12 protein-coding genes are annotated in these 13,595 nt (G+C 61.0%); all 12 read left to right on the forward strand.

Features of this window, described 5'->3' with window-relative positions; all coding sequences use genetic code 11:
* Window positions 1-55: 55 nt before the first annotated feature.
* Window positions 56-1,525 (forward strand): purine-cytosine permease family protein, encoded by a 1,470-nt coding sequence (locus KGA97_RS09920; protein ID WP_207284660.1) that lies wholly within the window; start codon window positions 56-58, stop codon window positions 1,523-1,525.
* A gap of 69 nt (window positions 1,526-1,594) precedes the next feature.
* Window positions 1,595-2,563 carry an ABC transporter substrate-binding protein gene (locus tag KGA97_RS09925; RefSeq protein WP_008025265.1) on the forward strand — a complete coding sequence of 323 codons (969 nt, stop codon included), beginning with the start codon at window positions 1,595-1,597 and terminating at the stop codon, window positions 2,561-2,563.
* A 70-nt stretch (window positions 2,564-2,633) separates the two neighbouring features.
* A complete protein-coding gene (locus KGA97_RS09930) occupies window positions 2,634-3,485 on the forward strand; it encodes an ABC transporter permease (RefSeq protein WP_008025264.1) in 852 nt (283 codons plus the stop codon).
* Complete coding sequence (locus tag KGA97_RS09935) at window positions 3,482-4,312, forward strand: glycine betaine/L-proline ABC transporter ATP-binding protein (RefSeq protein ID WP_008036590.1); 831 nt, start codon at window positions 3,482-3,484, stop codon at window positions 4,310-4,312. The genes KGA97_RS09930 and KGA97_RS09935 overlap by 4 nt, the downstream gene beginning before the upstream one ends.
* Window positions 4,313-4,439: 127 nt before the next feature.
* The gene (hutH, locus tag KGA97_RS09940; RefSeq protein ID WP_008036591.1) at window positions 4,440-5,963 is read left to right on the forward strand and encodes a histidine ammonia-lyase; all 1,524 of its coding nucleotides are present in this window, start codon (window positions 4,440-4,442) and stop codon (window positions 5,961-5,963) included.
* Window positions 5,964-6,094: 131 nt separating this feature from the next.
* Complete coding sequence (gene hutH, locus KGA97_RS09945) at window positions 6,095-7,627, forward strand: histidine ammonia-lyase (protein WP_223480688.1); 1,533 nt, start codon at window positions 6,095-6,097, stop codon at window positions 7,625-7,627.
* 87 nt (window positions 7,628-7,714) lie between these two features.
* Window positions 7,715-8,920, forward strand: a complete 1,206-nt coding sequence (gene hutI / locus KGA97_RS09950) for an imidazolonepropionase (protein ID WP_223480689.1) — start codon at window positions 7,715-7,717, stop codon at window positions 8,918-8,920.
* A gap of 10 nt (window positions 8,921-8,930) precedes the next feature.
* Complete coding sequence (hutG, locus tag KGA97_RS09955) at window positions 8,931-9,734, forward strand: N-formylglutamate deformylase (RefSeq protein WP_008036594.1); 804 nt, start codon at window positions 8,931-8,933, stop codon at window positions 9,732-9,734.
* A 257-nt stretch (window positions 9,735-9,991) separates the two neighbouring features.
* A complete protein-coding gene (locus KGA97_RS09960) occupies window positions 9,992-10,939 on the forward strand; it encodes a choline ABC transporter substrate-binding protein (protein WP_008036596.1) in 948 nt (315 codons plus the stop codon).
* Window positions 10,940-11,023: 84 nt separating this feature from the next.
* Window positions 11,024-11,953, forward strand: coding sequence for an alpha/beta hydrolase (locus KGA97_RS09965; RefSeq protein ID WP_223480690.1), 930 nt, complete (start codon window positions 11,024-11,026; stop codon window positions 11,951-11,953).
* Window positions 11,954-12,057: 104 nt separating this feature from the next.
* A complete protein-coding gene (gene pip, locus KGA97_RS09970; RefSeq protein ID WP_008025251.1) occupies window positions 12,058-13,029 on the forward strand; it encodes a prolyl aminopeptidase in 972 nt (323 codons plus the stop codon).
* Complete coding sequence (dtd, locus tag KGA97_RS09975; protein WP_008025248.1) at window positions 13,026-13,463, forward strand: D-aminoacyl-tRNA deacylase; 438 nt, start codon at window positions 13,026-13,028, stop codon at window positions 13,461-13,463. The genes pip and dtd overlap by 4 nt, the downstream gene beginning before the upstream one ends.
* The last annotated feature ends 132 nt before the right edge of the window (window positions 13,464-13,595 follow it).

Here is a 13,595-nt window from a genome sequence, read left to right on the forward strand (position 1 = left end):
CGGCTCCTACAAAGATTTTTACCAACCCGGAAGAACAATCCACAGAGGTTGAATCATGGCTGTTAACAACGATCGTGCAGGCAGCAAACCGTTGATCGAGAAACGTTCGATCGACTACATCCCGGAAGCGGAAAGACACGGTCGTCTGTTCAGCCAGTTCACGCTGTGGATGGGTGCCAACCTGCAAATCACCGCGATTGTCACCGGGGCCCTGGCCGTGGTGCTGGGCGGTGACGTGTTCTGGTCGTTGATCGGTCTGTTGATCGGTCAACTGCTCGGCGGCGGGGTGATGGCGCTGCATGCTGCGCAAGGGCCCAAGCTTGGCCTGCCGCAGATGATCTCCAGCCGTGTGCAGTTCGGCGTTTATGGCGCGGCGATCCCGATCGTGCTGGTGTGCCTGATGTACCTGGGTTTCACCGCAACGGGCACCGTGCTGTCCGGTCAGGCGCTGGGCCAGTTGTTTGGCGTCAGTGACACCGTCGGTATCCTCATCTTCGCCAGTGTCATCGTGCTGGTCACGGTGCTGGGCTATCGGGTGATCCATTGGATTGGCCGTATTGCCAGCGTCATTGGTGTGATTGCCTTCGTTTACCTGTTCAGCCGTTTGATGAGCCAGACTGACGTTGGCGCACTCCTGCAAATCCGCCACTTCAGCTGGAGCAGCTTTCTGCTTGCGGTGTCGCTCGCGGCGTCCTGGCAGATCGCCTTCGGTCCTTACGTGGCTGACTATTCACGCTACCTGCCGAGCAAGACTTCCTCGGTGAAAACCTTTTTCGCCGCGGGTGCAGGTTCGGTCATTGGCGCGCAGGTGGCGATGATCCTCGGCGTGTTTGCGGCCGCCTCGGCCAATGGGCAATTCGCCGGTCACGAAGTGGCCTACATCGTGGGTCTGGGTGGTACCGGTGCCACCGCTGCGCTGCTGTACTTCAGCATCGCGTTCGGCAAGGTCACCATCTCCACGCTGAACTCCTACGGCAGCTTCATGTGCATCGCGACCATCATCAGCGGTTTCCGTGGTGACCTGAAAGTAACGCGCTTGCAGCGTCTGCTGTTTGTGCTGGTCATCGTGGGTGCGGCGACCCTGATGGCGTTGCTCGGCCAGCACTCGTTCCTCGGTGCGTTCAAGTCCTTCATCCTGTTCTTGCTGGCGTTCTTTACTCCATGGAGCGCGATCAACCTGGTGGACTACTACTGCATCACCCGCGAGCGCTATGACGTGCCGGCGCTGTCCGATCCGAACGGTCGTTACGGTCGTTGGAACGTTCTGGGTATCAGCGTCTATGTTTTCGGTGTGCTGGTGCAGCTGCCGTTCATCTCCAGCAAGTTCTATACAGGTCCGCTGGTGGCCGCTCTGGGTGATGTGGATATCTCCTGGATCATCGGCCTGGTGATCCCCGCCGCCCTGTATTACGTGTGTGCAAAAAAATGGCACGGCACAGTGCCCGATCAACTGATCCTGCCGGTCGAGCGGGACGTTATCACCGAACAAAAGCTGAATGTCGGTCGCGCTGCGGCGCAGGCCTGATTGGACGTGGACAGGGCTGGATGCCTCTTGACTGCCGTAAGCCAATTCATGATTAGGAGCGTCACAACAATGAAATCGAACAAGACCCTGCTGACCACATTGCTTTCCATGGGCCTGTTGGCCAGCGCCGGCGCCACTCAGGCAGCCGGTTGGTGCGAATCGGGCAAACCGGTGAAATTCGCCGGCCTGAACTGGGAAAGCGCCATGCTCCTGACCGACGTGCTGCAAGTCGTGCTGGAGAAAGGCTACGACTGCAAGACCGACAGCCTGCCGGGCAACTCCATCACCATGGAAAACGCCCTGAGCAGCAACGACATTCAAGTGTTTGCCGAAGAGTGGGTCGGCCGCAGCGAAGTCTGGAACAAGGCCGAGAAGGCCGGCAAAGTCGTCGGTGTCGGTGCGCCAGTCGTGGGCGCAGTCGAAGGCTGGTACGTGCCGCGCTACGTGATCGAAGGCGACGCCAAGCGCAAACTGGAAGCCAAGGCGCCGGACCTGAAAAACATTGCTGACCTGGGCAAGTATGCCGCCGTGTTCAAGGACGCCGAAGAGCCAGCCAAGGGCCGTTTCTACAACTGCCCGGCGGGCTGGACCTGTGAGCTGGACAACAGCGAAATGCTGAAAAGCTACGGCCTGGAAAGCAGCTACACCAACTTCCGTCCGGGCACCGGCCCGGCACTGGATGCCGCCGTGCTGTCGAGCTACAAGCGTGGCGAGCCGATCCTGTTCTACTACTGGTCGCCAACGCCGCTGATGGGCCAGGTTGACCTGGTGAAACTCGAAGAGAAGCCGGGCGTGGACAAGCGCGTGACCATCAAGGTCGGCCTGTCCAAGACCTTCCACGAGCAAGCCCCGGAACTGGTGGCCGTGCTGGAAAAGGTCAACCTGCCGATCGACCTGCTGAACCAGAACCTCGGGCGTATGGCCAAAGAGCGGATCGAGTCGCCAAAACTGGCCAAGATCTTCTTGAAGGAACATCCTGAAGTCTGGCACGCATGGGTGAGCGAAGACGCAGCCAAAAAGATCGACGCGGCCTTGTAGGTTGAGCTTCTCCGACTGCCGTCAGCGGCAGTCGGATGCTTGATCGCAACCCCTTGATTGAGAGTCTCTTATGTTTCCCGAAAGCTTTACCTTTTCCATCGCCGACTGGGTCAACGGTTGGGTCGATTCGCTGGTTACCAACTACGGCGATGTGTTCCGCAGCATCTCCGACACCCTGTTGTGGGCCATCGTCAATCTTGAAGGGCTGCTGCGTGCGGCGCCCTGGTGGCTGATGCTGGCGATCGTGGCGGGCGTTGCCTGGCACGCGACCCGCAAGGTCGTGACCACCTCCGTGATCGTCGGTTTGCTGTTCCTGGTGGGCGCGGTCGGCCTCTGGGACAAGCTGATGCAGACCCTCGCGCTGATGATGGTCGCGACGGTCATTTCGGTGCTGATCGGCATTCCGCTGGGCATTCTCTCGGCACGCAGCAATCGCCTGCGTTCGGTGCTGATGCCGTTGCTGGACATCATGCAGACCATGCCGAGCTTCGTGTACCTGATCCCGGTGCTGATGCTGTTCGGCCTGGGCAAGGTCCCGGCGATTTTCGCTACCGTGATCTACGCCGCGCCGCCGCTGATCCGCCTGACTGATCTGGGTATCCGCCAGGTCGACGGTGAAGTGATGGAAGCGATCAACGCCTTCGGTGCCAACCGCTGGCAGCAACTGTTTGGCGTGCAATTGCCGCTGGCCCTGCCGAGCATCATGGCCGGGATCAACCAGACCACCATGATGGCCCTGTCGATGGTGGTGATTGCCTCGATGATCGGTGCCCGTGGCTTGGGTGAAGATGTGTTGGTGGGGATTCAGACCCTCAACGTCGGACGCGGCCTTGAAGCCGGTCTGGCGATCGTGATTCTGGCAGTGGTGATCGACCGCATTACACAGGCGTACGGTCGTGCACGGCATGAGGTGAGCAAATGAGCAACGCAGCCATCAGCAAGATCGAAGTCAAAAACGTCTTCAAGATTTTCGGTAACCGTTCCAAGGAAGCGCTGGGCATGATCGGCCAGGGCAAGACCAAGGATCAGGTGCTGGCCGAAACCGGTTGCGTAGTCGGTGTGAACGACCTGTCGTTGAGCATCGGCAGCGGCGAGATCTTCGTGATCATGGGCCTGTCCGGTTCCGGTAAATCGACCCTGGTGCGCCACTTCAACCGCCTGATCGACCCGACCAGCGGCGCGATCCTGGTGGATGGTGTGGACATCCTGCAGTACGACATGGAAGCCCTGCGCGAATTTCGTCGTCGCAAGATCAGCATGGTGTTCCAGAGCTTCGGCCTGTTGCCGCACAAGACCGTGGTGGACAACGTCGCCTACGGCCTGAAAGTGCGCGGCGAGAGCAAGCAGATGTGTACCGAACGCGCGCTGCACTGGATCAACACCGTGGGCCTCAAGGGCTACGAAAACAAATACCCGCATCAGCTCTCGGGCGGCATGCGTCAGCGTGTGGGCCTGGCACGTGCGTTGGCGGCGGACACCGACATCATCCTGATGGACGAAGCCTTCAGTGCGCTCGATCCGCTGATTCGCGCCGAGATGCAGGACCAGTTGCTGGAGCTGCAAAAGACCCTGCACAAGACCATCGTCTTCATTACCCACGACCTCGACGAGGCCGTGCGCATCGGCAACCGCATCGCGATCCTCAAGGATGGCCGCCTGATTCAGGTCGGCACCCCGCGAGAGATCCTGCATTCGCCGGCGGATGAGTATGTCGACCGGTTCGTACAGCGGCGGGCGGCGGTGGTTTAAAGGTTTGCGGCGTTTGTGCCGGCCCCATCGCGAGCAGGCTCGCTCCCACACCTGTAGGAGCGAGGCTTGCCCGCGAAGGCGCCGGTGAAGCTGCATCAATATTCTGGTTGTACGGTTGAGGTTAATGATGTCCCAGGCTGAAAAAATCGTTATCGCCGATGCCCCGTTGCGTTGGCAGGATGTGGTCGCGGTAGCCCGTCACGGCGCACAACTCGAGCTGTCGGCCCAGACCTGGGCACGCATCGACAATGCCCAGGCGATCGTCCAGCGCATCGTCACCAGCGGCGAACGCGCCTATGGCGTCAACACCGGTCTGGGCGCGCTTTGCAACGTATCGCTCAAAGACGAACAGCTCAGCCAACTGTCACGCAACACCTTGCTCAGCCATGCCTGTGGCGTCGGCGCACCACTGGCCGACGAGCAGACCCGCGCGATCATGTGCGCAGCGATCCGCAACTACTCCCAGGGCAAATCCGGCATTCACCGGCAAGTGGTCGAAGCCTTGCTCGCGCTGCTCAATCGGGGCATCACCCCGCAAGTGCCGTCCCAGGGTTCGGTCGGTTACCTGACCCACATGGCGCACATCGGCATCGCACTGCTGGGTGTCGGCAATGTCAGCTATCGCGGGCAGATTGTTTCCGCTCAACAGGCGCTGGCTGAAGAAGGCCTGCAACCGGTTCAACTCGGCGCCAAGGACGGTCTGTGCCTGGTCAACGGCACGCCGTGCATGAGCGGCCTCAGCTGCCTGGCGATTGCCGATGCGACGCGCCTGCTGCAGTGGGCCGACGTGATCAGTGCCATGAGCTTCGAAGCCCAGCGTGGCCAGATCGCTGCGTTCGACGCCGAGATCATCGCGCTCAAACCGCATCCGGGCATGCAACAGGTCGGGATCAACCTGCGGGCGCTGCTCGATGGCAGCGAAGTGATTGCCAGCAGCAAAGGCATTCGTACGCAGGATGCGCTGAGCATCCGGTCGATCCCGCAAGTCCACGGCGCCGCTCGCGATCAGCTCGATCACGCGATCAAGCAAGTCGAAACAGAACTCAACGGCTGCACGGATAACCCGTTGCTGCTGGGCACGCCGGATGATTTCCGCGTCATGTCCCAAGCCAACCCGCATGGTCAGTCCGTGGCCCTGGCAGCTGATTTGCTGGCCATCGCCATGGCCGAAATCGGCTCCATCGCCGAACGACGTCTGGACCGTTTGATCAACCCGCACGTCAGCGGTCTGCCGGCGTTCCTGGTGGCCAATCCGGGGGTGAACTCCGGGATGATGATCGTGCAATACGTCGCCGCTTCGCTGTGTGCGGAAAACCGCCAGTTGGCGCAGCCGGCGGTGCTCGACAACTACGTCACTTCCGGCTTGCAGGAAGACCACCTGAGCATGGGCACCAACGCCGCGCTGAAGCTGCATCGCGCGCTGGAAAACTGCACGCAGATCCTCGCCATCGAGTACCTGCTGGCGGCCCAGGCTTTTGAATTCCTCAAAGAGCAACGCTTCGGCGCCGGCACCGATGCGGCGTGGCGTCTGCTGCGTGAGCGTGTTCCGGCCTACGACCAGGATCGCTGGCTGGCGCCGGACATCGCCGCCGCTGCCGGCGTATTGAAAGACTCGAATTTGCTGCACAAGGCTTTACCGAATCTGAACTGATTTCCACACAACACCAACGTGCCAAGGCGCGGCTCCCAAAAAGCGAGTCGCGACGGACAACGGATATCTCCGGAGCGTCTGGTGAGTCTTCTTCGTTTATGAAGAATAAAAACTCTCAAAAGGAGCACAAAATGACTGCACTAAACCTGATCCCCGGCCAACTGAGCCTTGCCCAACTGCGTGATGTCTATCAGCAACCGGTCAAAATCACCCTCGATAACAGCGCTGCTGCCCAGATCGAAGCCAGCGTTGCCTGCGTGGAACAGATCCTCGCCGAGAACCGTACCGCTTACGGCATCAACACCGGTTTCGGCCTGCTGGCCTCGACCCGCATCGCCAGCGAAGACCTGGAAAACCTGCAGCGCTCGCTGGTGCTGTCCCACGCTGCCGGCGTCGGCGAGCCGATCAGCGACGCGTTGGTGCGTCTGGTCATGGTGCTCAAGGTCAACAGCCTGAGCCGTGGTTTCTCCGGTATTCGTCGCGTGGTCATCGACGCGCTGATCGCCCTGATCAACGCCGAGGTTTACCCGCACATTCCATTGAAAGGTTCGGTCGGTGCCTCCGGCGACCTGGCGCCATTGGCCCACATGTCGCTGGTGCTGCTGGGTGAAGGCAAGGCTCGTTACAAAGGCGAGTGGATGGAAGCGACCGAAGCGCTGAAAGTCGCCGGTCTGACCCCGCTGACCCTGGCCGCGAAAGAAGGCCTGGCGCTGCTCAACGGTACTCAGGTGTCCACCGCTTACGCATTGCGCGGTCTGTTCGAAGGTGAAGATCTGTTCGCGGGCGCCCTGGCTCTGGGCGGCCTGACCGTCGAAGCGGTGCTGGGTTCGCGCTCGCCGTTCGACGCCCGCATCCACGCCGCCCGTGGCCAGAAAGGCCAGATCGACGCCGCTGCCGCTTACCGCGACTTGCTGGGCGAGCGCAGTGAAGTGTCCGATTCGCACGAGAACTGCGAAAAGGTCCAGGACCCGTACTCCCTGCGCTGCCAGCCGCAAGTCATGGGCGCCTGCCTGACCCAGTTCCGTCAGGCTGCCGAAGTCTTGGCCGTCGAAGCCAACGCCGTTTCGGATAACCCGCTGGTGTTCGCTGCTGAAGGTGACGTGATCTCTGGCGGTAACTTCCACGCCGAACCTGTCGCGATGGCCGCCGACAACATGGCCCTGGCCATCGCTGAAATCGGCTCGCTGAGCGAACGCCGCATCTCGCTGATGATGGACAAGCACATGTCGCAACTGCCGCCGTTCCTGGTGGCCAATGGCGGCGTGAACTCCGGTTTCATGATCGCCCAGGTGACCGCTGCGGCACTCGCCAGCGAGAACAAGGCGTTGTCCCATCCGCATTCGGTGGACAGCCTGCCGACCTCCGCCAACCAGGAAGACCACGTGTCGATGGCTCCGGCTGCCGGCAAGCGTCTGTGGGAAATGGCGGAAAACACCCGCGGCGTTCTGGCGGTGGAATGGTTGGCCGCGGCTCAAGGCCTTGACCTGCGTGAAGGTCTGAAGACCTCGCCGAAACTGGAAAAGGCTCGGGCGATTCTGCGTAAAGAAGTGCCGTTCTATGAGAAGGACCGCTTCTTTGCGCCGGACATCAATGCGGCTAGCGAGTTGTTGGCGACGCGTTGCCTGAATGAACTGGTATCGGCGAAGTTGCTGCCTAGTCTGTGATGGCCTCTTCGCGGGCAAGCCTCGCTCCTACCTTGTAGGAGCGAGGCTTGCCCGCGAACCGATTTTGAACATTGTGGAGATTACGGGATGAAAACTCTCTGGCAACACTGCCACGTCGCAACCATGGCGCAAGGCGTCTACTCGATCATCGAGGACGCGGCCATCGTGACGTCCGGTGCGCACATTGAGTGGATCGGCCCACGTGCTGAACTGCCGGCGGGTGAATACCCGGCCGTCAACGATTTGAACGGGGCCTGGGTTACACCGGGCCTGATCGACTGCCACACCCACACGGTGTTTGGCGGTAACCGCAGCGGTGAATTCGAACAGCGTCTGCAAGGCGTCAGCTATGCGGAAATCGCCGCGGCCGGCGGCGGCATCGCCAGCACCGTGCGCGCCACGCGAGCGGCCAGTGAAGACGAGTTGTTCGCCAGCGCCGCCAAGCGGTTGAAGAGTTTGATGCGCGATGGCGTGACCAGCATCGAAATCAAATCCGGCTACGGCCTCGACCTGGCCAACGAACGCAAGATGCTGCGCGTGGCCCGCCGTCTCGGCGCGGAACTGCCGATCAGTGTGCGCAGCACCTGCCTGGCGGCCCACGCCTTGCCGCCGGAGTACAAGGATCGCGCCGACGACTACATCGATCACATCTGCGCCGAGATGCTCCCGGCCCTGGCCGCCGAAGGGCTGGTGGATGCGGTGGACGCGTTTTGCGAATACCTGGCGTTTTCGCCGGCACAGGTCGAGCGGGTGTTCGTCACTGCGCAAAAACTGGGCTTGCCGGTGAAGCTGCATGCCGAGCAACTGTCGTCATTGCACGGTTCGAGCCTGGCGGCGCGTTATCACGCTCTGTCCGCCGATCACCTGGAATTCATGACCGAAGAAGACGCCATCGCCATGGCCGCGTCCGGCACGGTCGCCGTGTTGCTGCCCGGCGCGTTCTACTTCCTGCGCGAAACCCAATTGCCGCCAATGGATGCGTTGCGCAAACACGGGGTGAAAATCGCCATCGCCAGCGACCTCAACCCCGGCACGTCACCGGCGCTGTCGCTACGCTTGATGCTGAACATGGCTTGCACCTGTTTCCGCATGACCCCGGAAGAAGCCCTGGCCGGTGCGACGATCCATGCCGCCACCGCGCTGGGCGTGGCCGACACCCATGGTTCGCTGGAAGCCGGCAAGGTCGCTGACTTCGTCGCCTGGCAAATCGATCGTCCCGCCGACCTGTCGTACTGGCTGGGCGGTGACCTGGAAAAACGCGTCGTGCGTCACGGCGTCGAAACAAGCGTTTAGGAGAGCAGTTGTGGATAAGGTTCTGAACTTCAAACAAGGCCGCGTGCCGCTGCTGATCAGCATGCCCCACGCCGGCGTGCGCCTGACCCCGGCGGTTGAAGCCGGGTTGATCCCCGACGCGAAAAGCTTGCCGGACACCGACTGGCACATCCCGAAACTCTACGAATTCGCTGCCGAACTGGGCGCCAGCACCCTGGCTGCCGAGTACTCGCGCTTCGTCATCGACCTGAACCGCCCGTCCGACGACAAACCGTTGTACGTCGGCGCCACGACCGGTCTGTACCCGGCGACGCTGTTCGACGGCATTCCGTTGTTCCGTGAAGGCATGGAGCCGTCGGCGGCTGAGCGTGCGACGTATCTGGAGCAGGTCTGGACGCCGTATCACAGCACGTTGCAGAACGAGCTGGCTCGTATGAAAGCCGAATTCGGCTATGCATTGCTGTTTGATGCGCACTCGATCCGCTCGATCATCCCGCACCTGTTCGACGGCAAGCTGCCGGACTTCAACCTCGGCACGTTCAACGGCGCCAGTTGCGATCCACAGTTGGCGACTCAACTGGAAGCGATCTGCGCCAGGCACACCGATTACAGCCATGTGCTGAACGGGCGCTTCAAGGGCGGCCACATCACCCGGCACTATGGCAATCCGGCGCAAAACATCCACGCTGTGCAACTGGAGTTGGGCCAGTGCACGTACATGGAAGAGTTCGAGCCGTTCCGTTATCGCCCGGACCTGGCAGAGCCGACACAAGTGGTGCTCAAGGAGCTGCTGCAAGGGCTGCTGGCCTGGGGCCAAAAACACTACAACGCTTAACCCCTGTGGGAGCGAGACCGGCTTGCCGGCGATAGCGGTATGTCAGACAACACTTATGTCGACTGATACTCCGCCATCGCGAGCAGGCTCGCTCCTACAGGTTGTTGTTTGCCTCCGGAGCCGGTGATGACAGTCGCCACTGTGCAAATCTCGGTCGCTACAGTTCGCTTTTGGTCTCTCACTGCTGCGTAATGTTCTGGACACGGTGCATCAAGACACCGGACCCATAATAATTCTGCCGCACGAGATCATTCCCAATGAAAAGACTGTTGACCTGCTGTCTCTCAATCCTCTGCGGTACCGCTCTCCTGAGCACCCCTGTCCTGGCCAGTGACGACGCTTCCTGCAAAGCCGTGCGCATGGGCGTGGTCAACTGGACCGACGTCATCGCCACCAGCGGCATGGCCGACGTGCTGCTCAACGGCCTTGGCTACGAAAGCAAGCAAACCAGCGCCGTGCAGCAAATCATCTTCGCCGGTATCCGCGACAAGCGCCTGGACATCTTCCTCGGTTACTGGAAACCGGCGATGGACAAGAACATCGCGCCGTTCCTGGCCGCCAATCAAGTGAAGGTCCTGGAAAAACCGAGCCTGGCCGACGCCCAGGCAACTCTCGCCGTGCCGGAATACGTGGCCGAGGCCGGGCTGAAAACCTTTTCCGATATCGCCAAATTCAAAGACAAGCTCGGTGGCAAAATCTACGGCATCGAGCCGGGCAGTGGCGCCAACACCACGATCAAAACCATGATCGAGTCCAATCAGTTCGGCTTGAAGGATTTCAAACTGATCGAGTCCGGTGAGGCCGGCATGCTTGCGGCTGTGCAACGGGCGGTGAATCGCAAGGAGTTCGTGGTGTTCGTCGGCTGGACGCCGCACCCGATGAACATCAACATGAAAATCGCTTACCTGACCGGCAGCGAAGATGTTTACGGGCCGAACGAAGGCGCGGCGACGGTCTCCACCGTGACGTCCCCGGACTACGCCGAGCGTTGCCCGAACGTGAACCGCTTGCTGGAGAACCTGACCTTCACCGCCGCCCAGGAAAGCCAGCTGATGGTGCCGATCATGGAGCGCAAGACGCCGCAGGACGTGGCCAAGCAGTGGCTGCGTGATCATCCGCAAGACCTGCAGCGCTGGTTGGCCGGTGTCAGCAGTTTTGATGGCAAGGATGGTGTTGCCACCGTTCAGGCCAGCCTGAAAAACTGACCGTAACGCAAAACCCCTGTGGGAGCGAGCAGGCTCGCTCCCACAGGGTTATCCCACTCCCCACAAAACCGCGGCGGCAGGTCCATGGAAACTTATCCCCTTTCTGACCAAATGACGGCATTCGTCGAGAAAACCGTCAGCTTCAACGCCACCGACACCAGCCTCGCCGGACTGCGCCAGGCCTACAGCGAGATGTGCCGGGCGTTCACCCCGCCGCGTCCCGCCGGGCTATACGTGGTGGATTTTGTATTGGCCGGTGTACCGATTCGGTCCTATCAGCCCGCAGCTTTGCCATCGACCGACGGTAGCCCGTGCATTGTGTATCTGCACGGCGGCGGTTGGGTGGTGGGGGATCTGGATTCCCACGACTTCATCTGCGCCGAGCTGGCGTCGACGCTCGACGTGTTGGTGATCGCGGTCGATTATCGTCTGGCGCCGGAGCATCCGTTTCCAGCGGCGTTCGATGACTGCCTGAAGGTCTGGCGAGCGCTGCGCACCGGGCCGTTTCAGCTGGACCCCGCACGTACGCTGGTGGCCGGCGACAGCGCCGGTGGCAATCTCGCCGCCGCGCTGTGCCTGGCACTGCGCGATGCGGGCGAACCACTGCCGGCGGCGCAAGTGCTGATCTATCCCGGCCTCGGTGGCGATCACCGTTTGCCTTCACGCAGTGAATGCAGCGACGCGCCTCTGCTCAGCAGCAGTGACGTGGATTGTTATCACGCCTTGTATTTGCGCGGCACTCAAACGCCTGGCACCTATGCCATGCCGTTGCTCGCCGGGGATTTGCGCGGATTGCCGCCGGCATTGATCGCGGTGGCGCAGTTCGACCCGCTACGCGATGACGGCGTGCTGTACGCCGAGCGCCTGAACGCTGCAGGCGTGGCCGCGACGCTTTATTACGGGGAAGGGCTGGTTCATGGCTGTCTGCGGGCGCGGGGTCAGGTCGCGGAGGTCGATGCGCTCTACGAAACGCTGCTCGGCTATTTGGCAAAAAAACGGGTGGCAAAACTCTGACTCTGCATGGACATGCTCATTGACGTAAATCGGGTTTATGATGCCCAACGGCAGAATAATAGAAGTCCCCCCAGGGATGACCTCGACCCCTTACGGAGCGCGCAATGCAGACTTTGTACCCGCAGATCAAACCCCACGCCCGGCACGATCTGGCTGTCGATGAAACCCACACCCTGTATGTAGACGAAAGCGGTTCACCGGAAGGTTTGCCGGTGGTGTTCATCCACGGCGGCCCCGGTGCCGGGTGTGATGCACAGAGTCGCTGTTTTTTTGATCCGAACCTGTATCGCATTGTCACCTTCGACCAGCGCGGTTGTGGTCGCTCCACGCCCCACGCCAGCCTGGAAAACAACACCACCTGGGATCTGGTCGCCGACCTTGAGCGGATTCGCCAGCATCTGGGCATCGATAAATGGGTGCTGTTCGGCGGCTCATGGGGCTCGACCCTGGCGCTGGCCTACGCGCAAACCCATCCGGAGCGTGTGCACGGCCTGATCCTGCGCGGGATTTTTCTCTGCCGTCCGCAGGAAATCGAGTGGTTCTATCAGGCGGGCGCCAGTCGTCTGTTCCCTGATTACTGGCAAGACTACATTGCGCCGATCCCGCTGGATGAGCGCGAAGACTTGCTCGGCGCTTTCCACAAGCGCCTGACCGGCAACGATCAGATCGCCCAGATGCACGCGGCCAAAGCCTGGTCCACCTGGGAAGGGCGGACCGCGACCTTGCGTCCGAACCCGTTGGTGGTCGATCGTTTCTCCGAGCCGCAACGCGCGTTGTCCATCGCGCGCATCGAATGTCACTACTTCACCAACAATGCGTTCCTTGAGCCGAATCAGTTGATCCGCGACATGGGCAAGATCGCCCATCTGCCGGGCGTGATCGTTCACGGTCGCTACGACGTGATTTGCCCGCTGGATAACGCCTGGGAACTGCATCAGAACTGGCCGAACAGTGAACTGCAGGTCATCCGTGATGCCGGGCATGCCGCCTCCGAACCCGGCATTACCGATGCCTTGGTGCGCGCCGCCGATCAGATGGCCCGGCGCCTGCTCGACCTGTCCCCAGCAGAAGCATGAAGGGCCTGTTGCAGCGCGTGCGTGGCGCGCGCGTCGAGGTAGCGGGGGAGGTGGTCGGTGCCGTCGATCAGGGTTTGCTGGTACTGGTGGCGGTCGAGCCCGAGGACACTCGGGCCAGCGCCGACAAACTTCTGCATAAGCTGCTTAACTATCGTGTGTTCAGTGACGCCGAGGGCAAGATGAATCTGTCCCTGGCGGATGTCGGGGGCGGGTTGCTGCTGGTCTCTCAGTTCACCCTGGCCGCCGACACCAAAAACGGGTTGCGCCCGAGTTTTTCAACCGCTGCCCCTCCGGCGCTGGGCGAGGAGCTTTTCGACTATCTATTAGAGAAAGCGAAACAGGTGCATGGCACAGTGGCATCAGGTAGATTCGGCGCGGATATGCAGGTGCACCTGGTCAATGATGGCCCGGTAACCTTCCTGTTACAGACCTGAAAGCGCTTGAAACAAGTTTTTAAGCGCTTTTTCACTGAAAACAGGGGTTTTTCGCGAGAAATACTTTGTTGCGCCTGATGCGTTGTAACGCGGCCTACTAGATAATCGCGCGCTACGGGGATCAGCGTTCGT

Source organism: Pseudomonas sp. BF-B-15 (genome assembly GCF_019946675.1).
GTDB classification, from domain to species: Bacteria; Pseudomonadota; Gammaproteobacteria; order Pseudomonadales; family Pseudomonadaceae; genus Aquipseudomonas; species Aquipseudomonas migulae.